Raw genomic sequence first — 21,066 nt, 5'->3', positions numbered from 1 at the left:
GCCGTGCCTCGTCATTCCACCAGGGTGAACGGCATCCGGTCATGCCGCGATGACGCTCGTTCACTGGTACTGATCTGCCGATGAGCGCGTGCGGCATGCGACGCGGGAGCGATGTGGGTGGCCGACTAGTCGCCGGGGTGCCAACGAGTGGTGTCGCGGCTCTCGTATGTCCTTGACGCCGTCTGCAACACGGTCGCGCAGTCCACGACCAATCCGCGCTTGTCGGTCCACGGGCTCAGTGTCAGGCGTGCCTCAGTTACGGTGCCGATTGGAACTCCGTCACGTTCGAACCGATCCCGCAACCAGCGGCTGGTTTCTTCCGCGATTTCGAGCGAGGGCGAAAGGGCGCGGCCCGAAACGGTGGACGTTCCGTCTAGGAGGTCGACCGTTATGACCGAGCCTGCGAGTTGCCGTAGCTGTCCGAGATCGCCGTACAGCCTCCATCCGCAAGCAATCTGGGTAGGTGTATTCGCCAGATCCCTCAGCAGCCCACGACGCATGGTTGGACGATAGCGAGATCACGCGTGACGCACGCTCATGCCGCCGACACTGATCGCAGGAATGTCCGACTGACGGTTCGCATCCCCAATGCGTCCGCTATGAGGCCGGGATCGCTCGTCCGATCGCCTCGGCAGGCGGGAACTCCTTCGGCGGCACGTCGGTGACCCACCAGTATTCGAGTCCCGACAGCCGCCCCTCATCCACGATCAGAATTACGCCCCCGCGATAGCCGTCGCCCTCAACGTCGGCCTCAACGGGTACCCGGCCTGGGACGACCGCCGTCGGCAGGGATCGATCGACGACTAGTTCAACGACCAGACCGACGTTAGCCGCCGAGACAGTCTTTGCCTGCGCACGAAGCTCGTCCGCGCCGCCGAACTCGGCTGCGAGCAGTGCGTCTAGGGCCGAGCGCTCCCGATGAGAAAGAGCACGTGTCACGGCTTACATCTTGCCCCAAACGCACTCACATGCCGCCGTCAATGCGCGGTCACGCAGATGAGCGCGAGATCGAAGCGAGCCCTGATAACTTCTGCACGCAACAAGTTCCAGCCGTCGAGTGGAAGGCGTGTGGCGTTGGGAATCCTTGTCATCCTTGCCCTCGTCCTCCTCGTCTTCCTGACCGTCATCCCGCTCTACAACCGCCGCACGGATAGAGTCGCCAAGCTGCTGCCGAGTGGCGCATGGGGGCACGCATGCGTCGACCCGATCGAGCCTCGCCGATGGCGTGTCATCGTCGTGGACTCGAACGGAATCAGAATCCTGGGACGGAGAGGTCAGTCCATTCGAGGTTGGGGGTGGGCGCAAATCGAGTCCGCGACGCCGGGTCCGGTGACAACGACTGGTGCCTTGATGGGGCACACGGGATTGGTGCTCGGTCTTGCGGACGGCTCCACCGTAGGCGCGCTCCTGCCCTCTCGAAGCACGTTTCGGTACCCGCCGGAGGTTCTCAGCGAAGCGCTCAGGGAGATTCGTCGCCGGCAGCCCCATTCAAGCTGACGGCCCATCCGCAATTGCCGCTGACGTGATCGTTTCCCACACACTGCCCTGTCGAATTACGGACGCCGCGCGGCTACGTGTTCGATGGCCAGGCCGGGCGCGGCCCAAGGTCGCGGAGAAGATCGGTCAACCGCATATCGGCGTCGGCAAGGACGTCATCTTGGTCGCGACCCCACCGGCCCTCGATCTCGTCCAGGAGCCCACCAGTGACATCGAGACCGTCGAATCGGTAGAGCGCCATGAGGTCGAGTTCCCGCAGAACAGCACTCGTGGAAATTCGTCCTGCATTCCACGACGTGAGGATCCGCCGCACGTCAAGCCGAGCAGCGTCTTCCCGATCCGGCCTGGTGAATCGCAGCTCGTCGATGAACCGTTCCCATAGTGCCTCCAGAGTCCACGGTTCGTCGGTCGGCGCGCCGCCAAGCTCGCGCAGCGCAGGCGTGTCGCGATCATCTGCCAACCACCAAGCGGCGACGGCAGGCAGATCCGACACGCGGATGGTCCCGGTGACGAGGCCAGCCGAGACCTCTTGAGGCGATAGCCCATCGGCAACCTCGCTCCGCCAGTCTGCTGTTGCCATCCGACGATCATCCACGAGGAACGAACGCACGCACATGCCGCGATGAGTAGGGGCGGAGGGTTACCCTTTGCCCCGTCGTTCCAGTAGAGCGCTTCGTAACTGGGGCTCAGTCCGTGCAGATTTCGTCGTTTGGGGAATCGAAATCGCCGATGCACGCTTGATTGGTGGAGCGCCCGGGATGCGGCAGGGCTTTTGAACAACAACGGGGAGTCGGCAGGCCCCGTCGATGGTGCTCGGACCAATGCCGACGGTACGCATCAAAGTCCGCCTGGCTGGCGCGGAATCAGAAGGACGAGTACCTGACCATCGACGAATTGGAGGCCTGGTTGAACAGCGCCGTGGACTGGTGAGATAGACCCACTCGGCGGCAGGCGCGTGCACGCGAAGCGGCACGCAACCCGGCATGTCCGGTCGAGTTGGTGTGCAACAGGTTGGCGTTAATCACTCGACGAGGCGGCTGGTTTGATCGCGATCAGCTTCGGGCTCGGCGGCACAATTCGACAGAGGTCGTAACGCGGGTACGCGCTCAACTGGCAGAATGTCGGCAAGTGGAGATCCTTCTGCTCAAGTTGTTCTGCGCTCCTGCGCTCGTGGTTGCGGCAACGGTGGCTGGTCGCCGCTGGGGCGCGAGCGTCACCGGCCTCTTGGTCTCGTTGCCCATAGTTGCGGGGCCGATCCTGTTCGTCACCTATCTCCAGCACGGCTCGGCCTTTGCGTCGCGAGCGGCTGGGGCATCGCTGCTCGGGTTGGTCTCGCTGGCCTTGTTCGCGGCCGCTTTCGCATGGTCGTCGCGGCGGCTTGGCTGGCTGCCGACGGTGGCAACTTGCTGGCTGGCAACCCTTTGTGCTGACTTCGGCCTGTCGAGGTTGCACGTCACTGCCGCGCTCGCTCTCGTCTTGACTGTCATAGCGACCCTCGTCGCGCTGGGGTCGATGCCACGTTCTGCGGTTGCCATTGATCCGCTGGCCGCACCTCGGTGGGCTTGGTGGGACCTACCAGGACGAGCTGTCGCCACAGGTTTGCTGGTCCTGACCATCACCTCCGCCGCAGGCACTCTTGGCCCGGACCTGACCGGCGTGCTGGCACCATTCCCGATCGCTACCAGCGTGGTGGCTGCCTTCGTGCTTGCCCAACGAGGTGCGACGACGGCCGCGGCGACCTTGTCGGGAGCGCTCACCGGGCTGTTCGGTTTCGCCGCCTTCTTCTTTTGCGTTGCGATGCTGGTTAACCAGCTGGGCGGCGCCGCGTTCGTCGTGGCTCTCGGCGCCACCGTTGCCGTTCAAGTGCTCGCTGCGCATGCACGCAGATGGCAACAGCGAGCAAAGCCTGCAACACGCGTGGGACCAGTAACGACCCGTGTGCCCGACCAGTAGTCGTCGCCGACGGCCAATCCCGATTCAAGCAAGAACCCAAGGTGGTTACGGAGCCTCACGTGATCATCGACAACGACCGCATCTCGACATGTGCGGATGAACTATTGAGCACGATCGAGCGCCCCGTTCTGACTCCGGTCTGGCTAGGGCTATTCGTCGTTTCCGATCGCGATCTCGTTGCCGACGGGCGCTTTGACGGCGGCAGTTGCGGATGTTGGGTCGTCGGCCTCGCAAGCTTCGATCCTTGTGTTCGGGCCGCGTTCGCGCGCCCTCACCGCGAGCGACCCCGACGATGTGCCTCGCTTGAGCAGCGACTCGCGGGCGGTCGGGACAGCGAGGGCCCCGTCAGGAAACCGAAAGTCGAGCTCTCACTCATTGCATGACATCTAGGCCATTGCGTGCAACGCGTCATAGCGGCGCCTGTACTCGGCTTTGGTGGTCGGGGTGACATCGACATCCGTCGCCAATGCGCGCAACGCGCCGACGGTCGCATCCTCCCTCGAGATGTGCTTAAAGGGGTCCCAGTCGAAGAACCGGATGGCGTTCTCATGGGTGATCATGTTGATCTCCGCGTCCGTACACTTCGCACCGATGAGCTCACCCATCAACTTTTCAGGTGAGAGCGGCCAAGTCGAGTCCGAGTGTGGGTAGTCGCACTCCCACGCGATGGTCTCCACACCGATCCGGTGACGCGAATCCAGCCCACTCGGCTCAGTGATGTAGCAGGCCAGGAAGTTTTTCTTCCACACATCGGTTGCAGTCATGCCAGGAGGCAGGCAGTCCAACCCGGTCCAAGACTGGTTCTCGAGGTGACGCTCGATGCGGTCCAACAGGAAGGACGCCCAACCGACACCGCCCTCGCTCATGGCGATCCGCAGATCCGGGAACTTTTTGATCACACCGCCAAGAAGGATGTCATTCACCGCGATCATCGACACGGTGGTGGATAACACGATGAGATCATCGATTCGCGCTGACTCAGGTCGCTTGATGAGTCCGAAGCCCCCACCGATGTGGAAACAGGCGACCATGTTCGTGTCGACTATCGCCTTGAGCATCGAGTCCCAGTAGCCCGAGGCGTAGTCAGGCAGGCCGACGCCATAGGGAGTTTCGGGAAGAGTGATCGCCCGGCAGCCCATCTTGCCAAGCCGGTAGACCTCTTTAGTCGCCTGTTCCATATCGAAGGTCGGCACCACGCCCATTGGGATGAATCTGCCCGGGTAGGCATTACAGATGTCGCCGACGTAGTAGTCGTTGTAGGCCCTAATTGCGGTGTTGACTAGATTGCGGTCAGGCATCCGCGCGAGGTGGCTGGCGGCAAAGCCGGCAAAGGTCGGAAACTCGAGCTGGGTGAGTAGGCCATTGGCGTTCATGTCACGAACGCGCTCATTCCAGTCGTAGGTACCTGGGCGCATCTCGGCGTGGGAGGTGGGGTCGAAGCCCCATTCTTCCTTTTCCAGCCCCATCACAGCTGAGAGTCCAACGGTACCGATAGCGCTGCCTTGGAACACCCAGGCATCCATATCCGGGTTGGCCGGGTCCACCCCCAGCTTGGGGGCCTGGTCTTTCAGGTGCTCCGGAAAGTACTTAAAGGTGTCGGCTGGTTCGATGGCATGGTCGTCAATACTCACCATGATCATGTCTTCAATGTTCATTAGGATCTCCTCTTCGGCTGCTCGCGACGGATCGCTGACAACGCCTCTGCGGCCGGCGACTTGAAATCAATATGCGTAAGAACTTTTGACTTTCTGAACTGCCAACGACTGTCAATCGGACTAGGGAGTTCAGCTGTTCGCTGCGGTAGCGGTCGATCTGGATAAAACTCGCGGAAGTCGCCTTCGCCCCCACCGAGTCGCGGCGTTGACCGTATCCTTGAACGCAAGCCACACCGCACGTGAGCGTCGCCGACCGCCCACTCCAAGAGGGTTCGACTGCCAAGGCGGCCCAGCCCCGGACCAACCCTGCCAATGCTCCCGGTGGGACTCATCGCAATTCCCTCGTCCAGTCGCGCGTGAAGGCGGTACGGTCCGTTCTTCCCGGACTGTACTTGTTGCGAACGGCGGCGTCTAGTTCGACTTACAAAAAAATGAGGCTGGATTCATTCGGGAATACGAGCAGCCGCAGGCGGCCATTCGAGCCGCTTATCCCTTGGCCGGTCGAACAGGTCGATTGCCGCTGCCGGCCTTGACCTTCGAGAGCCGGCATCGGCGCTCAGCGTCGCAGTCGGATGAAGTCCTCTTTTGGGTCGAAGCGTCCGCCGGCCGCGGTCACCGCCACGCTCGTCGGCGCCATCACCGGCGTTCGCGAGCAGATCGCCGCCCTCGATGCCAGACCGAGACCCAGCTTACCGCTCACCCCGACGCAGCCGTCTTCACCTCGCTCCCCCGGTCGGGCACCGTCCGAGCCGCCCGCATCCTCGCCGAGATCGGCGACGCCCGAGGTGTTACCCCACCCCCCGAAGCACTCACCCGCCTCGCCGGAGCCGCCCCCTCCACCAGGCGATCCGGCAAGGTCAAAATCGTCGCCTTCCGCTGGGCCGTCGACAGACAACTCCGCGGCGCCGTCATCGACTTCGCCGGCAACTCCCACCACGCCAACCCTTTGGCGGCCGACCTCTACGCCAAAGCCAGAGCCCTAGGGCACGACCACCCCGCGCCGTCCGCAACCTCGCCCGCCTGGCTTAACGTCATCTGGCGCCGCTGGCAAGACGGCACGCCCTAGGACCCGGGAACACGACGCCCTGCGAAGGGTCCTCTCACACGCAGCGGCTTGACACAGGGCTACTGATGCCGCGTTAGGGTGCGCTTCGATCCGTGGACGCCTGGGCCGAACCATGTTTCAGGGCGCTGAGGCGCACCTCATTCTGTTAGGACGAGGTCAGCGGGTGTATTCCGGGACTTAACTCGGTATATGCCTAATCGTGCTAGTCGCCGCACCTGGGTCTGCCGCTACTGCCGGGAACTGTGTGAGCACCACACAGGCCGTAGAACGTGTGAACCGTGCGCACCCGGGTGCAAGCTGGACGCCCGGCTACTAATACTGGGCAAAGTGCGCAGGGTGTCGCCATGAACCGCGACACTCAGCCGGCCGCAATTGTCGACGGCTCGAGGCAAGCAGCCGATCGCGTCTCTGACCGACTTGCGCGCGATGCCGCTGAGCGTCGATCCGAACGCGATCTCGCCCTCGCACGGGAACAGCAGGTGGACCTTCGCGCAGCAGAGGCCCTTCTCCACGCCCGCCTACATGGCCCAGAGGACGTCGACGGCGTGGACCGGCCGTGCTGGGGTGAGTTCGTGGAAAGTCGGCTGACTGGGGAAGAACAACACCGGCGCGGCAACTCGGTCTGACAGCTCGGCGGCTAGCAGCGATAGCGTCGCTCCGGTGCAATAACCCCATACCGCGATTCGTTTTGCGTCGACGAAAGCCGATCGGTGCCCGAGACACTCTTCTGCCGCCGTCCGTGCGCGGCCACCGTCCCAAGATGACGTAAGGTGATCAACCCGGCGAGATCGGTTCGCCGCGACGATGATCGCCCGCGGCCCGACCTTTACCAGCGACGGAACTCTGACCGGCAGCGTGCGCCCGGCGCAGACGGCGCGCGGGAAGTCCTTTCCGCTGATCGATACGCCGGAATCGAGGTGCATCAGTGGCGGTTCGGCGGCCGACCGGACTGAGACGGGCCGCTGATCATGCCGCCGTGAGTGTTATGCGCGAATCGCAGGTGATCCAAGGTCTGTCGCGGTCGAGCCGAATGGCAGGGTCGGTCATCAGATCGGGCACACTGATCTCCGCCAGAGCTGTGTTCGATCGTAGAGAATGCTTGGGTCGTAGTCGCACGAAACCGCGATCATCCGGCACCAGTAACGACCTGAGCGCTGACGACCCGGCGTCAAGCTGCTGACCTTTCCCACCGCTGCTCCCTGAGGGCTAGGCGTGAGTCACATGATGGGCTATCGTCCGGGTCGTGCCGCGGCTGATTGAGCGCATGGCCCTTTCCGTGGTCGCCGCGGCGACCTTGGTGGCCTTGGCCGCGCCTCCGGCCGGAGCGGTCGCAGTTCCGACGCCTCCCGGTGCGTCACCGCGCCCAGCCGCCCCGACGCAGATGACGATGTCGGGCACCGGTAACGGTCAAGGCGTCGTCGGTTTCATCGCAAATGCCACCAACCCGTTCGACCCGGTGACCGAGGGTTACCCGCCCTCGAATCCGACAACCGGTTTCACGCCGAAGAACGAAGGCTTCGCCGGGATCATCTTCGGCACCGCGACCGACGGAAGTAACACCCAACTCAAGCTGTACTGCTTCGACATCAACACCGACACCTACCCGGGGATCAACTACGCACTCGGCACATGGGATTCATCCAACGTGCCCAACGTCAACTATGTGGCGCAAGTCCTGGACAACTACTACCCGAAGACGGACGAACCGGCCGCTCTGACCAACCTGAACCAGAAGGCCGCGGCCGTACAGGCTGCGATCTGGTTCTTCTCGGACCGCTACGCGCTCAACACGTCCGATCCGTTGCACGCAACCGTCGCCGCGATCGTGGCCGCGGTGATCGCCAAGGGCCCCGCGCTACCACCGGCCCCGCCATCGGTGAACATCACTCCGGGCACGCTGAGCGGGACCGGGGCGGTGCTCGGTCCGTTCACCGTGACCGCCACCGGACCTGCGACCTCGGCGAGCGTGACCGCGGTCGGCGCGGACATGTTCAGCAATGCCGCGGGGACAATCCCGATAGCTCCGGGTACGACTGTGCCGTCTGGCACCCAGATCTGGCTGAGACAGACCGGGCAGGGTGCTGCGGTGCTGCAGGCGACGGCCAGGGCCACCGTTCCGCAGAACAATGTCTATCTCTACGACGGCACGAACTCGGGCGTCCACGATGCGCAGCGCCTCATTCTGGCGCAGGATGCCACACTGACTACGACGGTGAGTGCGAAGGCGCTGTTCACCGAGACCGGTTCGCTCATTGTGCGGAAGACAATCGCCGGGCCCGCGGCCGGCAAGCAGGGCGCGGTCACGATCAATGTGCGCTGTGGCGGCGTGCTGGTCGGTGATCCGTTCGACATTCCGGCCGGATCAACCGGTACGACCTCGAAGCGCTACGACAACATCCCGGTCGGCACGAGGTGCACGGTCACCGAGATCCACGACGGTCACACCAGCACGGTGACGGTCGATGTCGTCGGCTCCGGCGCCAGTACCACGATCACCGCCCAGGCACAGACGGTCAACATCAGCGACACGTACAGTTTCGTCGAACCAAGCGTCCTGGTGGTGAGAAAGTCGATCCAAGGCCCGGGCGCCGGCCAGCAGGGCCAGGTCGTGATCCAGCCGACCTGTAACGGACAGGTTCTTGATCCGTTCACGATCCCGGTCGGCGCGACCGGGGAACCGTCCAAGTCCTACGAGGTTGCTCCGGGCAGCGTCTGCACGATCGTAGAAACCACCGACGGACATACCGGCACGGTGACGGTCACGGTGGTCGGCAGCGGCCAGACGGTGACCGTGCCGGGCGGAGGCAGTGTCGATGCGGTCATCACCGACACATATCAGCTCGTGCCGGGCTCGCTGACGGTGACCAAGACCATCGCCGGGGCCGCAGCGGGGCAGCAGGGGCCGATCACGATCAGGGTGAGCTGCAACGTGAACGGCACCGACACGCCGCTGCCGGACTTCACCATCCCGGCTGGGGCCGCTGCCGGTTCGACGTCGATGACTTATCCCGGCATCCCGGCCGGGTCGTTCTGCATTGCCACCGAGACCGCGACGGGTGATACCAGTTCGGTGACGACGACGATCACCGGCGACAACGGGCTCCCGGTGAAGATCCCGGCGGCCGGCTCCGCCGCCAGGCAGATCACCGACACCTACGACTTCCTGCCCGGGGAATTGATCGTGCGGAAGTCGATCACGGGGGGCGATCGCCTGCAGGGCCCGATCACTGTCCACCCGGTCTGCAACGGCACCGCCCTGCCGGACTTCACCATCCCGGCCGGCGCCGCCGACGGAATCAGCGAGAAGACGTATGACAACATCCCGACCCCGGCGACCTGCACGATCACCGAAACCGCCAACGGCGCGAACGCGGCGGTTAGCGTCGATGTGACCGGAGGCGGAACGGTGAGCGTGCCCGCCGGCGGCAAGGTGACCTCCACGGTGACGGACACCTTCACGCAAAACCCCGGCTCGCTCGTCGTGAGCAAGACCATCAACGGCCCCGGCGCCGGGCAGCAGGGACCGATCACGATCACCGTGACCTGCGTGCATGACGGGACCACGACCACGCTGACTCCCGTCCTCAACATCCCGGCCGGCGCGACGAGCGTCCCGCCGCACACCTACACCGATATTCCCGCCGGGTCCGTGTGCACGGTGATCGAGGACCCGGACGGCCACACCGCCAGCGTGACTTTGGTCAAGGACGGCAGCGGGCAGCAGATCACGATCCCGCCCGGGGGCAGGGCAACCGCCGAGCTCACTGACACCTATGAAACCGGTTCGCTCGTCGTCAACAAGACGATCACCGGCGACGCAGCCGGCTCCCAGGGTCAGGTCACCATCCATACCGTGTGCAACGGCACGCCGCTGACGCCTGATCTCGTCGTCCCGGCCGGGTCGGACCCAGGAACCTATTCGCAGCCCTATCCGAACGTGATCGCCGGCGCGACCTGCACCGTCACCGAGACCGCGGACGGCAGCTCCAGCACAGTGACCGTCACCACGACGATCACCGGGTCGCCCGTCACGATCGACGCCGACGGAACCGGCGCGGTCGCCGTGTCCGACACCTACACCTTCGTCCCCGGGTCGCTGACCGTGACCAAGACCATCGCCGGACCGGCGGCGGGCCAGCAGGGGCCAGTAACGATCCACATCGACTGCGGCGCCGATGTCCTCGTCACCGACATGAACATCCCAGCGGGCGCCACCTCTGCACCGCCGCAGACGTTCAACGACCTCCCCGCCGGCACATCCTGCACCGTCACCGAGACAGCCGACGGCTCCACCAGCACGGTCGGTGTCACCGTCGACGGCAGCCCGCAGACCGTCAACGTTCCGGCAGGGGGCACCGCAACTGCCGATATCACCGACACCTACGCCCCGGCGCCCGGTTCGCTCACCGTAAGCAAGACGATCGACGGGCAGGCGGCAGGCAGCCAGGGTGAGATCACGATCCACGCGGTGTGCGACGGCACGGCGTTGACGCCGGACATCGTGATCGACGCAGCAACCGCGGCCGGCAAGACATCGCACACCTACGAAGACGTGCCCGCGGGTGCCGCGTGCACGGTGACCGAGACCGTGGACGGATCAACGAGCACCGTCGCTGTCAGCGTCGCGGGCAGCCCGCAAGATGCAACCGTCCCGGCCGGCGGCGTCGCCACCGTTGATCTGTTCGACACCTACACGTTCGTGCCCGGTTCGCTGACCGTGACCAAGACCATCAGCGGCGCGTCAGCGGGCGGCCAGGGTCCGATCACGATTGGTGTCAACTGCGAGGGCCTGCCGCTGCCCGAGTTCACGATCCCCGCCGGCGCGACCGGACCGCAGTCACACACATACCCCGACATCCCGGCCGGACTGACCTGCACCGTCACTGAGGAGGCCGACGGCAGTTCGAGCAGCATCGGCGTAGTCACCACCGGCAGCCCACAGGACGTGAAGATCGGCGCGAATGCCGACGCGAGCGCCGATCTCACCAACACCTACGGGCCGGTGCCCGGGTCCCTCGAGCTGCACAAGACGATCAACGGACCGTCGGCCGGCAGCCAGGGCCCGATCACCATTTCCGTCACCTGCGGCAACGCGACACTGCCGACCTGGACGATCCCCGCCGAGACTGCCGCGACCACGCTGACGCACACCTATACCGACATTGCAGCCGAGTCGGCATGCACCGTTACCGAGACCTCGGACGGGGCCACCACCACCGTCATCGCTACCGTCACCGGCGCTGACCAGACGGTCACGGTGCCCGCGGGCATCACTGCCGTGCTCGGCATCACCGACACGTTCTCCCCGGCGCCCGGTGCCCTGATAATTGTGAAGACACTCACCGGCGAAGGCGCCGGGCAGCAGGACTCCATCGGCATCCTGGTCCTCTGCGATGGAGGAATCCAAGCCTTCGCCCTGGTGATCCCCGCCGGTCATCCGGCCGGTCCGGTACCGCAAGTCCTCAACGACGTCGGCGGCGGCTCAACCTGCCTGATCGCCGAGGTGATCGACGGACACACCAGCGACATCACCGTCCAAGCAACCGGCGCACGTCAGAGCGTGACGGTACCCGCCGACGGCATCGCGAATGTCGACATGACCGACCAGTTCAACGTCGCCGCGCTGACCGCCACCTCGCCACCGCCCGAGCCGGTCACGCTCGCCGCCACCGGCCCGCGCGCGCCGATCGCGCCGCTGATCGGTCTAGCGCTGGCAACGATCCTCGCCGGCGCCGCCATCACGACCGCGCCGCGACGCCGAGACACCTAACAGCCCGCATCCCCTCGTGATCAACCTCTGAGCCGGTCGCTTCGACCCACCCCGCACGGCGATTGCCTGCGTTCGCGTCGGCTCTGGATCGAGCGAAGCCACGACCCTGTCAGCGAGCTATTGCCAAGCATCTCGGTGGTCGTGGTTGAGCCGATGAAACAGGCATCGGATCACAAGCGACCGGAGTCATAGCCGCGCACCACTCGAAAGCGCACTCACCTGCCACTGACGTGACCGTTTCGCGACGCACTGATCTGCCGATGTGCGTGACCTTGCGAGCGCTGGGCTTAGCATCATGGTGTGGGTTTCGGACGCGGCAAGACCGAGCACAGCGGTGCGCGGGATATGGCCCGCAAGGGCGGACATTGGGGCACCACGGAAGAGGCTAAATCGTGGGCCTCACGTGCCCGGCGTCGGTTCGAGCGACGCGACCTGAACCACGCGCGGGCGGATGCTGACCACGAGTCAGGCTTGCCCGACCAGCCTTAAGTCCCCGTCCGCCCCACATCCTCATCTGCCGCGTTGAGCGAACCCGGGCCGATGTCACCGCCGATGACGGACGAGCGAACCGTCGCGTCACCGCGCGCGATGCCCACTCGATCGCCTGGGTGGCGGCGCTCGGGGCCCGGGTGCAAAGCTCATCTGGAGGCGGCTGCTCCGGCCGGCTCAAGCTAGCACCGCCAACCCGATCTGAGGACTCATATGGCCAAGTCCCTGTCCAAGGCTGGGAAGTCGAAGCAGCCCAGCAGTCCCACCACCTCCACACTCAAGAAGTTGGTGTGGCTTGAGGAGCCGGCGGAGCATGACTACCCCTCGGCCGCCTCCTTCTTGAGCCTGGTGGCCCAAGGCGATGAGGTCGAGGCCCTGACCGCGTTGCTGTCGCAGGCGCCGACGGTGCGTCAGGCGGCGAAGGACATCCTGCGGGCGGCGGGGTTGCCGCTGCTTGCCGTTGATGATCCGGAGGTGGCCAAGGACCTGACCCGGGTGGCTGACGGGGTCGCGTTGTCACCGGTCCTGCTTGTGCGTGGCGACATCGACACCGGCCGGAAACTGGTAGTCGCCGATGGCTATCACCGCGTCTGTGCCGCCTACCACCTCGACGAGGACAGCGCGATCCCGTGCCGGATCGTCGGCCTGCCCGCGATGACTGCCTGAGAAACCACACGAAGGAACCCGATTAACTCGGCTCCCGGAACCGTGGCCTGATTCGCAACGCGCCTGCGTGTGTTCGGCGCGAGCTGAGTGGTCTCGCCGAGCTCACAAAATCTGGCGTCGGGCAGATCAATGATCGACTCGCTCACGGCTTCCTATCCGGCAGTCGTGTTCAGGGCCGCCACAATTTCATCGATCGCCGCCTGCTCGGCCGGGCTCACGTCCTGGCCGTGCTCGCGGTGGGCCGCCGCGACTTTGTGCGTCAAGTTGACGATGAACTTGCGGTACTCCTCCACCTCACCTGGCGTGGCCTTGCGCTCAAGCACCTCGACCGATTCGCGCACGTGCTGCAGTCCGTGCTGCTTGAGTTCGTCCGGGGAGTGAAAGTGGGTGTGATCCCGTTCAGGTTTCGCCGATACGATCTCATCGAGCAGCTCGCTTTGACCGTGCTGCTGGCGCGCCTCCGTGTAAGCCTTGGCCATAGCGATGGTCTCGCGGAACATACCGCCGCGTTGGGCGGTGACCACGATCATGGCGGCGCTCGGAGGGGCCTCCAGGATGATCTGCCACTCCTCGGGCGAGAAATCGGACTTCATCGTCATCGCCGCTCCAATCGTCTTTGCACCAGCGACTCTCCTTGCATCTAGCGTAGCGACGGGTATCGCACGCCGCTGGAATGCGGGCATCTGCCCCGCCGTGGTGAGCGCGATCTGAGAGCGGACCGCGCCGGCTGGCGGAGGCGCGGTGGATGGGACCGAGTCAGGCACCCTCCTAGGTCCAGGGCAAGATCGACTGGGCCGCGAGCAATCCATCCAGGTCGAGATCGAGCCTGGAGCCACGTGCCGGCTCGAGCTAGGGCCTCGGTGGTTCCTTCCGTTCGGTCTGCTGTCGGTGTTTCGGCCGAGGCGATATGTTCGTCTCAGGGAGGCTGAGGTCGAGCAGGTGGCCTGAGCTTCGCGGATGGCAGCACTCAACGGGTTCGGAGTTGCGGCGATGAGCGAGGGAACGCTGGTCTCGTACCGGGCGCTGGCGAAGGGCACGCCGATGCTGAATGAGGCAGGTGACTCCTTCAGCACGGTCGAGCACGTCCTACAGGTGTCGGAACTGGACTTGTTTGACGGCATTGTCGTCAAGACCCGGCACGGTCTGAGGTTCGTGGATCGAAACGCGATCAGTTCGATCACGACGACCCAGGTGCGCTGCGACCTGAGCGCTGACGACGTGGAGAACCTCCCGCGCCCCGATGGCGACGAGGTCTACACAACCGACCCCGGCCAGGATGTCGGTGAAGGTCTCACCGCCCGCCTCGGGCAGATGTTTCGCAGAGCGCACTGGACTCAGAAGGACCAGTAGGCAGACTGGCGAACCATCCGCTCATGCCGCGATGACGCTCGTCGCCAAGGCCCAGACGCTAGGCCCTGAGTCTGACTCCGAGAACAGGTCGGAGTAGGTCCCGAACGGTGTCGTGGTAGTTCATTGTGGGAGTCCACACGAAGGTCCGCTTGCCGCCGGTCGCGGTCGTGAGGCTGAGCCAGCCGAAGCCGGCGCTGTTTCGTAGAGCACCTCCCGGATCTCACGTGTCGGTATGAAGCTTGCATCCGGTTGGGTCGTTAGCAGCGCAGGCCGTGAAAGCGCGCGCAGCTCGACGAGTCGGAGCTCTTGGTTTTCTTCCAACGGTGTGCGGCGGCCGTAGGTCAACACAGTCGGAGTCAGCCGGAACAAGGGTCTCGCGAAGTCGAGGACGTGACCGTGGATAAGCAGCAGACCGTCTTCATACACGACTATGTCGAAGGGGCGCGCAGACCACGCGTTCCACACGACTCCGACAAGACGCGGGCCGGGTAAGCCGTCGTCAAGATCATCTCCAACCTTCACACACGCATCCTGCTCTGTCTTGGCCCATGCACACTCATTTGCCGCGGACAGCGCGCAGAACTGCCGATGCCGGTCTAACGCGTTCGTTAGTGTGCTGTTAGGTTTTGGGTATGAGAGAGCGTTCGTTGTGTGCGCGGATCATCGGCGCGGCCTATCTGGGTGTGGTCGCGGTCGCGGCTGGCGTTGCGATCGGTGGTTCTGACGATCGAGCTTTTCTCATGTTGATCATTTTGACGTTGCCGTTCGGGTACTTCGTCAATGTCGCGTCGTTCATTTTTGGAACGTCGCTGGAGTTTATTGCTCCGTGGCGCGGCGTTCAGGCGGCGATCGTGATCGGTGGATACATCGCCGCCGCCGCGATCAATCTGGCGATCCTTCGTTCCGCGTCGCGAAGTTGTCGTTTGCGCCGTTTTGGCCTGCGGGCCAGCTGAAGGCGCTTCACCCGGACATGCCGCCATCACTGCGGTCACTCAGATGAGCGGGAGAGCGCCGGTCACGCCGGCGTGGGAGAGGCGATTAGCGGGATGAAGATGCTCGACCAGATTCTGCCCCAAAAATTAGCCAACACAGCGTCAACATGACGGCGGAGCTGCGTGACTTGAACCCAGAAAGCCCACGTCGCCCGCCTGTCGGGCACCTCGGGTTTGAGAATGGTTGCCCGCGGAGGGGCGCTGGAGATCCTTACGGCGTTGTGCATCCTCTGCATTCCGTTGTTGCGTCTCATGCCGCACGCGGTCTGGTGGTACTGGGCAGGCACCTTCGCCGGGCTTGGAGGGGCCGCGCTGATCTGCGGCGTCGTGCTCGGTTTTGTCGGCTACGGAAAACTCGGGAAGGAACGCGCGCTGGGCTATTCCACATCGCCGCAAGACGCGCGCAAGGACCCTTCGCTATTTCTGCTTCACCCCGTCACGCTTGAGGTCATGCTTCGGCCCAACGAACCTCGCCCTGAGCGCATGGGCAAAGACATCAACGTGCGCGAGCTCCTCTTCTAGGCGATCCTCAACCCGATGATCGGTGGTGGGACTCGTCGCCGGGTATTTAGACAGTCGCAGTGGCTCCAGCGAGCTAGCGGTGACGCTTATTGAACATCCGCATCTGCCGCGTTGAGGCGCTCGGCTAGGAACGGCTCCATGTTTGGGTCGACCCGCCGTTCGGCGGCCGAGGCTATGCCCCAAGGTGGTAGAAATTCGTGACGACGCCTCGAAGGTCAGCGCCAAACTTCTGGTTTAGTCGCTGTCGCGTGATGCCCAATGCCGCGGTCGTCTGGGGGCGCGTTGGTCATCCAACGCATCTGGAGCAAGCTCTGGGGTCCAGGATCGAAACGGCCCTTGGACGAGAGCTGATAGTCCGGGTTGGCCAACGAAAGATCCAGGACAATGAGATCGTCCGGCGCAGTTGGCCAGAAAGTTGACCAAACGACGCGCCGTCACTCTGCGGGAGCGGTTCGGAATCGGTCCGCCGTTTCGCAGCGACAACGGCCCACGGGGTGCCATCGTTCCGGTCCCCCGGTGCGGCGCTCACTCGATGTGCAGGTCGAGGCCCCGCTGCTCAACGGTGCCGCGCGCCAACGGCCAAACCTTCGTCAGCGCTTTGTAGCTTGCGTCCAGGCCGGGAATCTTCGCGAAGACGCCCTGCGGACCGCGGACCATCCGTCCGGTGCTCACGTCGTACTTCGCCTTGTGCCACGGACACACCAGGCAGCCGTCCGTGTCGATGCTGCCGCCAGCGAGGTCAGCGCGCAGGTGGCGGCACCTGCGACCGACTGCAAAGTAGGTGCCGTTGTTGCCTAGGGCGTATTTACCAGCGGCGGTAACGGTTCCTTCGGGAACATCCGCGGCAGGCACGGTCTGGCTCATGAGGACTCCTCCGGGAAGAGGCTATTCATACCCAGCATCAAGCTACTCCCGCGGCAGCACATCGCGGGACTTGTCGGGCCGGCGTGACATGCTTCGGCCTGCCGAACCCCGCATCGTTGCTGAGGGGAGCTGCTTCACTGCGGTCATCAAGTCAGCCGATCCGCGTGAGCCTCATGAACGACCCGGCGAGCACGACAGTGTTGGATGCGTCGCTCGTCTTCTGTGCCCATTCGAGTTCTGTGCCCATTCGAGGCCGAACGTGCGTTTGCCGCGGCGTACTCAGCTTCGGTCACCGCCTCGTGGAAGTCAGTCGTGCCGATTGTGGTCGTGGTGTGCGACATCAGCGTGGTCGAGGTGGCGCCGTGCCAGTGCCGCTCGTTGGGCGCGATCCATATTGGGTCGCCGGCACGTACCCTCTGTGCGCCGCGCAGGGGTCGACTGCCACGGAACTCGCCTTCGCTGCGCTCCACCAAGTCCTTAGTCCGTTGCATGGCGATGTGGACCGGCGACGCCTGGACCGCTCAAACGACCAGCCCCAGCCGTAGGTACACGAGCTGGCCCGACATCGCGGATCACGCGGCAGGTTGCCCGATCCGATTGCGGAAGATCGGCAACCGCTCGGGTGCATTTACTGATGACACGAAGCTGCCTGGACGTGATGCTGATTGTCATGCGCGTTCCTGACGAGTCGTCGGGTCGAGCGTCCTCGCGGCACACCGTGCTCACCTAGCCGGACACCCTGTCGATCAGCGCTGGTGCCGTAGCGCCGAGTTGGCAGCGGAGACAACTACAGGAGGACACCATGACCAACGCCAATCCCGCATCCTTGCCGGCTCTCGGCATCTGCCTGGAGGAATATCAGTATCCCTATCCAGTTCAGTTTCTTCCCATCACCAATGACCTGCAGCCATTGAAGATGGCGTACATGGATATCCCGCCGGACAAGGAGCCGAACGGCAAGACGGTCTTACTCCTCCATGGCAAGGCTTTCGGCGGCTACTACTTCCACAATGTGATCGAGGCGTTGAGGGGATCCGGGTACCGCGTGGTAGCGCCGGACCAGATTGGCTGGGGGAAGTCGGCGAAGCCGGACATTCACTACAGCTTCCAGCTGCTGGCTGCCAACACCGCGGCCCTGCTGGACCACCTGGGAGTGGGGAAGATCGCTGTCCTGGGTCATTCCACCGGCGGCATGACCGCCGTGCGCTTCGCCCTCATGTACCCGGACCGCGTCACACACCTGGTCCTCGAAGATCCGCTCGGCCTGGCTGACTACCGGATCGGCATTCCCCCGCAATCCGAGGAGACCCTGTATCAGCACGAAGTCACCTGGACTGACCCGGCCATGATTTACGCCTATGTCGCCGGGTACTTCGTCCACCCCGAACCCAAGGTGTACGAACCGCTCGCCGAGGTCTTGGTGCGGGTCACCTTGAGCCCGGACTATCCACGGTGGGCCCGTGCTGCAGCACTCACCTTCCAGATGATCTACCAGCAACCCGTCCGCCACGAGTATCAGCTGCTCGCCCCTCCGACGCTGCTCATCGTCGGGGCAGAGGATCACGTCGTCCCACTCGGCCAGTACGCCACACCCGAAGACGCCGCCAGCCTCGGCGACTTCAAATCTCTCACCGAACAAGCCGCGCGTGACATACCCCGCGCCGAACGGGTAGTCATACCCGACTGCGGCCACATCCCACACCTGGAGGCTCCCGACCAATTCTTCGCCGAGTTCCTGCCGTTCCTCGCAACCTGACACCGAGTCACGCTTTTGAGCAACCCGAAGCACTGATCCGTGAGTTTCACAATTGATCGAACTGCTACGAAAGGATAGAGATCGATGTCCACCTCCCCAGAGGTAGCCGCAAGCAGCGCGGGTTCAGCCCAGATCGGTCCGCCTCCGTATTACCACCGGTCGGACTGCCACATCTGCCGGAAGCAGGACGGCCTCAAAACTGGGTCACCGCTCCTGGACGCTCCTATCCCCGGTGGCTACATCGTCGAAGGTAAGCACTTCCTCGTCGAGCACGCCCCGCTGCAGGAGTCCAGCGCCGGAACGGTCATCGTCGTGGCTCGGCGGCATCTGCTGGACTTCGGTGACATGGAGCCCGCCGAGAGTGCCGAATTCGTTTCCCTTCTCCATCGTCTCGTTCCCGCGGTCGAGGTTGCCACCGGAGTCGAGCGCGTCTACTACCTGGCGCTGATGGAGCGATCGGCCCACTTCCATCTCTGGCTCGTGCCCAAGAAGAACGAGGGCGAACTTCAAGGAGTGGCCTACCTGGCACAGCAGCCCCCTCTGACGGCAACGGAAAGCTCGGCAGAAGCGATGGTGCGCGAGGTCCGAGCTCTACTCGAACAATCCTGAGGACGGCGACGCGAAAAGAGCTCCGCGTCCGCGCCGACCGGCTCCGGACCAGAGTCGGTACTCCGTAGGTACCGAAGTTTCCTGACCAGTTTTCCCGAGCTCCTGCCGTTCCCTGCAACCTGACACCGAGTACCTCCGGTGGGCGGGTTGCTCGACCATCCGCCTGTCAGCGCTGCAATCGCCGGCATACGCGCTACCCCTCACGTCCAGGCGCAGCCCAGCCTGAAAATTTATGACCTCGATCATTGGAGATTTTGATGGCAATTCATACCCAGCTGAGTCCCGAGGAAGCCGCCGACCGCCTCGCTATCCGCGAGCTGTTCGACGCTTACGCACACTGCGCCGACCGGCGCGACGCAGAAGGACAGAAGGCGCTATTCACCGTCGACACCCGTTTCGCGGTGTACATGAATGGCCCCGGCACAGAGCCGAGCTACGTCCTCCAAGAACGGGAGGCTCTCTCGCCCGTCTTCGAAGACCTCAATCGCTATCAGGCCACAATGCACTTCAACGGGCAGAGCACAATCGAACTCGACGGCGACCGAGCCACCGGCGAGAGCTACACCATCGCCCACCACCTGTTTACTCAAGACGGATCTCGCATGATGATGGTCGCTTGGCTCCGTTATCTCGACGATTTCGTCAAGATCGACGGCGCCTGGTACTTCGCCGCGCGTGAACTCATCCTCGAATGGAGCGAAACGCGCGAATTAGGTACCGACACGGTTTGACGAGCCGAGAAGCAATCTCCCCTGCTTTGACTGACTGAACTTGTCGCGCGCACCATTGCGCCGGGGTGTTTCGTCAGGCGACGCCGCCTAACCCCTCGATGGCCAGTCGAAGTGCGTGCAGGGTTTGCAGTGCGGCCCGCACAAGCTCTCGGTCCACCGTCTGCTGCGCCGTGTCTTGCACGGCCTGCTCGGGAAGATCATCAGTCACCACCTCGCGGCGGTACCTCGCCGAGCGCCATTCGTCGACGACGAGGTTCCTGGCCACCGCGTACAGCCAGCTTCGCTGCCCCCGCGGTTCGAGTACGGTCGTGCTGCGCCATGCCCGGAGCAGCGTCTCCTGCACGATGTCCTGCGCCCTGGCCCTGTCACCGTTGGTCAGTCCAACGACATATGACAGCAACGGCTGCGCGTGTGCATCGTGCAGCGCACGCGCCAGCACGGAATTCCTCTTTGATCGCATGGAAGAACCGCGCCGATCAGGCCCGAAGGACTTTTAGAATTAGGGGCGATCGGATTCGGTGTCCGGCGCAGCCTTCACCACAGGGGCAGCGAGTTCGCCACCTAGTCGCGGACCGGTCGAATTTTTCGTTCCCAACCTCTTGGCACTCTCCGGTGGCGAGTGCTAAAAAAGTGGTGTGCACGGTGACCGCCCCCAGGGTGGTGGGCGGGCAACGCAAGGAGGTGAGTGCCGTGCTTCGCTTTGACCCGTTCCGAGATGTTGACCGGATGACAGAGCAACTGCTGGGCGTTCCTTCAGGTTCGAGCCGGGCGCCGCGGTTCATGCCGATGGACCTTTACCGTGCAGGCGATCACTATGTGCTGCACGCCGATCTGCCCGGCGTGGACCCCGGGTCGGTCGACCTCGACGTCGAGAACGGCACGCTGACCTTGCGAGCCGAACGCAGCGGCCGTACCGAAGGGGACGTTCAGTGGATCAGCAGCGAACGGTTCACGGGTAAGTACATGCGGCAGTTGGCTTTAGGCGACGGGATCGACACGGACAAGATCGCGGCGACGTATTCCAACGGTGTGCTGACCGTGACGATCCCGGTGGCCGAGCGCGCGAAATCTCGTCGCATCTCTGTCGAGTCCCACGACGATACGACATCTGTCGAGTCCCACGATCACAAGACGTTGGCCGGCTAG

General features: G+C 64.0%; 21 protein-coding genes. 12 read left to right on the top strand and 9 right to left on the bottom strand.

The window, feature by feature from the left end; translation table 11 throughout:
• Nucleotides 1–125: 125 nt before the first annotated feature.
• Both ACSMXN_RS07605 and ACSMXN_RS07600 read right to left on the bottom strand, forming a co-directional pair.
• Entirely contained in the window at nucleotides 126–500 is a 375-nt protein-coding gene (locus ACSMXN_RS07605; protein WP_022916117.1) for a hypothetical protein, read from the bottom strand.
• 97 nt (nucleotides 501–597) lie between these two features.
• Complete coding sequence (locus ACSMXN_RS07600) at nucleotides 598–939, bottom strand: hypothetical protein (RefSeq protein WP_022916118.1); 342 nt, start codon at nucleotides 937–939, stop codon at nucleotides 598–600.
• Nucleotides 940–1,068: 129 nt separating this feature from the next.
• On the opposite strand from ACSMXN_RS07600, the gene ACSMXN_RS07595 reads away from it, so the two are divergent.
• The gene (locus ACSMXN_RS07595; protein WP_022916119.1) at nucleotides 1,069–1,497 is read left to right on the top strand and encodes a hypothetical protein; all 429 of its coding nucleotides are present in this window, start codon (nucleotides 1,069–1,071) and stop codon (nucleotides 1,495–1,497) included.
• Nucleotides 1,498–1,570: 73 nt separating this feature from the next.
• Here ACSMXN_RS07595 and ACSMXN_RS07590 read toward each other — a convergent pair whose 3' ends face one another.
• On the bottom strand, nucleotides 1,571–2,077 hold the full coding sequence (locus tag ACSMXN_RS07590) for a hypothetical protein (protein ID WP_155958625.1): 507 nt from the start codon (nucleotides 2,075–2,077) through the stop codon (nucleotides 1,571–1,573).
• A gap of 548 nt (nucleotides 2,078–2,625) precedes the next feature.
• On the opposite strand from ACSMXN_RS07590, the gene ACSMXN_RS07585 reads away from it, so the two are divergent.
• Complete coding sequence (locus ACSMXN_RS07585) at nucleotides 2,626–3,450, top strand: hypothetical protein (RefSeq protein ID WP_455407727.1); 825 nt, start codon at nucleotides 2,626–2,628, stop codon at nucleotides 3,448–3,450.
• 386 nt (nucleotides 3,451–3,836) lie between these two features.
• Here the strand turns inward: ACSMXN_RS07585 and ACSMXN_RS07580 are convergent, their stop codons facing one another.
• Nucleotides 3,837–5,105, bottom strand: coding sequence for an amidohydrolase family protein (locus ACSMXN_RS07580; RefSeq protein ID WP_022915917.1), 1,269 nt, complete (start codon nucleotides 5,103–5,105; stop codon nucleotides 3,837–3,839).
• A 493-nt stretch (nucleotides 5,106–5,598) separates the two neighbouring features.
• Here ACSMXN_RS07580 and ACSMXN_RS07575 point away from each other — a divergent pair, with 493 nt between their 5' ends.
• Nucleotides 5,599–6,171 (top strand): transposase, encoded by a 573-nt coding sequence (locus ACSMXN_RS07575; protein WP_455407726.1) that lies wholly within the window; start codon nucleotides 5,599–5,601, stop codon nucleotides 6,169–6,171.
• A 518-nt stretch (nucleotides 6,172–6,689) separates the two neighbouring features.
• On the opposite strand, the gene ACSMXN_RS07570 is transcribed toward ACSMXN_RS07575, so the two are convergent.
• Entirely contained in the window at nucleotides 6,690–7,094 is a 405-nt protein-coding gene (locus ACSMXN_RS07570; protein WP_035945010.1) for a dienelactone hydrolase family protein, read from the bottom strand.
• Nucleotides 7,095–7,414: 320 nt separating this feature from the next.
• Here ACSMXN_RS07570 and ACSMXN_RS07565 point away from each other — a divergent pair, with 320 nt between their 5' ends.
• Together ACSMXN_RS07565 and ACSMXN_RS07560 are read left to right on the top strand one after the other, a co-directional pair.
• Nucleotides 7,415–11,941 carry a thioester domain-containing protein gene (locus ACSMXN_RS07565; protein WP_022915922.1) on the top strand — a complete coding sequence of 1,509 codons (4,527 nt, stop codon included), beginning with the start codon at nucleotides 7,415–7,417 and terminating at the stop codon, nucleotides 11,939–11,941.
• A gap of 702 nt (nucleotides 11,942–12,643) precedes the next feature.
• Nucleotides 12,644–13,096, top strand: coding sequence for a hypothetical protein (locus ACSMXN_RS07560; protein WP_022915924.1), 453 nt, complete (start codon nucleotides 12,644–12,646; stop codon nucleotides 13,094–13,096).
• A 152-nt stretch (nucleotides 13,097–13,248) separates the two neighbouring features.
• On the opposite strand, the gene ACSMXN_RS07555 is transcribed toward ACSMXN_RS07560, so the two are convergent.
• Nucleotides 13,249–13,695, bottom strand: coding sequence for a hypothetical protein (locus ACSMXN_RS07555; RefSeq protein ID WP_155958600.1), 447 nt, complete (start codon nucleotides 13,693–13,695; stop codon nucleotides 13,249–13,251).
• A 358-nt stretch (nucleotides 13,696–14,053) separates the two neighbouring features.
• Here ACSMXN_RS07555 and ACSMXN_RS07550 point away from each other — a divergent pair, with 358 nt between their 5' ends.
• Nucleotides 14,054–14,446 (top strand): hypothetical protein, encoded by a 393-nt coding sequence (locus tag ACSMXN_RS07550; RefSeq protein ID WP_022915926.1) that lies wholly within the window; start codon nucleotides 14,054–14,056, stop codon nucleotides 14,444–14,446.
• A gap of 120 nt (nucleotides 14,447–14,566) precedes the next feature.
• On the opposite strand, the gene ACSMXN_RS07545 is transcribed toward ACSMXN_RS07550, so the two are convergent.
• A complete protein-coding gene (locus ACSMXN_RS07545; RefSeq protein WP_022915927.1) occupies nucleotides 14,567–14,968 on the bottom strand; it encodes a hypothetical protein in 402 nt (133 codons plus the stop codon).
• A 110-nt stretch (nucleotides 14,969–15,078) separates the two neighbouring features.
• On the opposite strand from ACSMXN_RS07545, the gene ACSMXN_RS07540 reads away from it, so the two are divergent.
• The gene (locus ACSMXN_RS07540; RefSeq protein WP_022915928.1) at nucleotides 15,079–15,399 is read left to right on the top strand and encodes an SCO4225 family membrane protein; all 321 of its coding nucleotides are present in this window, start codon (nucleotides 15,079–15,081) and stop codon (nucleotides 15,397–15,399) included.
• A 219-nt stretch (nucleotides 15,400–15,618) separates the two neighbouring features.
• Nucleotides 15,619–15,960 (top strand): hypothetical protein, encoded by a 342-nt coding sequence (locus ACSMXN_RS07535; RefSeq protein WP_022915929.1) that lies wholly within the window; start codon nucleotides 15,619–15,621, stop codon nucleotides 15,958–15,960.
• A 525-nt stretch (nucleotides 15,961–16,485) separates the two neighbouring features.
• Here the strand turns inward: ACSMXN_RS07535 and ACSMXN_RS07530 are convergent.
• Nucleotides 16,486–16,824 (bottom strand): Rieske (2Fe-2S) protein, encoded by a 339-nt coding sequence (locus ACSMXN_RS07530; protein WP_022915930.1) that lies wholly within the window; start codon nucleotides 16,822–16,824, stop codon nucleotides 16,486–16,488.
• A gap of 802 nt (nucleotides 16,825–17,626) precedes the next feature.
• Between ACSMXN_RS07530 and ACSMXN_RS07525 the strand changes: the two genes are divergently transcribed.
• The 3 genes from ACSMXN_RS07525 (at nucleotide 17,627) to ACSMXN_RS07515 (ending at nucleotide 19,920) form a co-directional block, all read left to right on the top strand.
• Nucleotides 17,627–18,580, top strand: coding sequence for an alpha/beta hydrolase (locus ACSMXN_RS07525; RefSeq protein WP_022915933.1), 954 nt, complete (start codon nucleotides 17,627–17,629; stop codon nucleotides 18,578–18,580).
• 84 nt (nucleotides 18,581–18,664) lie between these two features.
• Nucleotides 18,665–19,189 (top strand): hypothetical protein, encoded by a 525-nt coding sequence (locus ACSMXN_RS07520; protein ID WP_022915934.1) that lies wholly within the window; start codon nucleotides 18,665–18,667, stop codon nucleotides 19,187–19,189.
• A 257-nt stretch (nucleotides 19,190–19,446) separates the two neighbouring features.
• Entirely contained in the window at nucleotides 19,447–19,920 is a 474-nt protein-coding gene (locus tag ACSMXN_RS07515; RefSeq protein ID WP_022915935.1) for a nuclear transport factor 2 family protein, read from the top strand.
• A 73-nt stretch (nucleotides 19,921–19,993) separates the two neighbouring features.
• On the opposite strand, the gene ACSMXN_RS07510 is transcribed toward ACSMXN_RS07515, so the two are convergent.
• The gene (locus tag ACSMXN_RS07510) at nucleotides 19,994–20,380 is read right to left on the bottom strand and encodes a sigma factor (protein ID WP_455407725.1); all 387 of its coding nucleotides are present in this window, start codon (nucleotides 20,378–20,380) and stop codon (nucleotides 19,994–19,996) included.
• Between the two features lie 230 nt (nucleotides 20,381–20,610).
• On the opposite strand from ACSMXN_RS07510, the gene ACSMXN_RS07505 reads away from it, so the two are divergent.
• Entirely contained in the window at nucleotides 20,611–21,066 is a 456-nt protein-coding gene (locus tag ACSMXN_RS07505) for an Hsp20/alpha crystallin family protein (protein ID WP_027140098.1), read from the top strand.

It is taken from the genome of Parajatrophihabitans canadensis (assembly GCF_053764775.1).
The sequence above is the reverse complement of the archived record's forward strand: the minus strand, read 5'-3'. Positions and strand labels throughout refer to the sequence as shown.

Excerpts from the sequence above, each read along its gene's own strand:
- ACSMXN_RS07555 (WP_155958600.1), bottom strand. The coding sequence starts at position 13,695 with ATGACGATGAAGTCCGATTTCTCGCCCGAGGAGTGGCAGATCATCCTG.
- ACSMXN_RS07510 (WP_455407725.1), bottom strand. The coding sequence starts at position 20,380 with ATGCGATCAAAGAGGAATTCCGTGCTGGCGCGTGCGCTGCACGATGCA.
- ACSMXN_RS07515 (WP_022915935.1), top strand. The coding sequence starts at position 19,447 with ATGGCAATTCATACCCAGCTGAGTCCCGAGGAAGCCGCCGACCGCCTC.
- ACSMXN_RS07525 (WP_022915933.1), top strand. The coding sequence starts at position 17,627 with ATGACCAACGCCAATCCCGCATCCTTGCCGGCTCTCGGCATCTGCCTG.
- ACSMXN_RS07580 (WP_022915917.1), bottom strand. The coding sequence starts at position 5,105 with ATGAACATTGAAGACATGATCATGGTGAGTATTGACGACCATGCCATC.
- ACSMXN_RS07570 (WP_035945010.1), bottom strand. The coding sequence starts at position 7,094 with ATGCACCTCGATTCCGGCGTATCGATCAGCGGAAAGGACTTCCCGCGC.
- ACSMXN_RS07550 (WP_022915926.1), top strand. The coding sequence starts at position 14,054 with ATGGCAGCACTCAACGGGTTCGGAGTTGCGGCGATGAGCGAGGGAACG.
- ACSMXN_RS07605 (WP_022916117.1), bottom strand. The coding sequence starts at position 500 with ATGCGTCGTGGGCTGCTGAGGGATCTGGCGAATACACCTACCCAGATT.
- ACSMXN_RS07590 (WP_155958625.1), bottom strand. The coding sequence starts at position 2,077 with ATGGCAACAGCAGACTGGCGGAGCGAGGTTGCCGATGGGCTATCGCCT.
- ACSMXN_RS07560 (WP_022915924.1), top strand. The coding sequence starts at position 12,644 with ATGGCCAAGTCCCTGTCCAAGGCTGGGAAGTCGAAGCAGCCCAGCAGT.
- ACSMXN_RS07530 (WP_022915930.1), bottom strand. The coding sequence starts at position 16,824 with ATGAGCCAGACCGTGCCTGCCGCGGATGTTCCCGAAGGAACCGTTACC.
- ACSMXN_RS07540 (WP_022915928.1), top strand. The coding sequence starts at position 15,079 with ATGAGAGAGCGTTCGTTGTGTGCGCGGATCATCGGCGCGGCCTATCTG.
- ACSMXN_RS07520 (WP_022915934.1), top strand. The coding sequence starts at position 18,665 with ATGTCCACCTCCCCAGAGGTAGCCGCAAGCAGCGCGGGTTCAGCCCAG.
- ACSMXN_RS07535 (WP_022915929.1), top strand. The coding sequence starts at position 15,619 with ATGGTTGCCCGCGGAGGGGCGCTGGAGATCCTTACGGCGTTGTGCATC.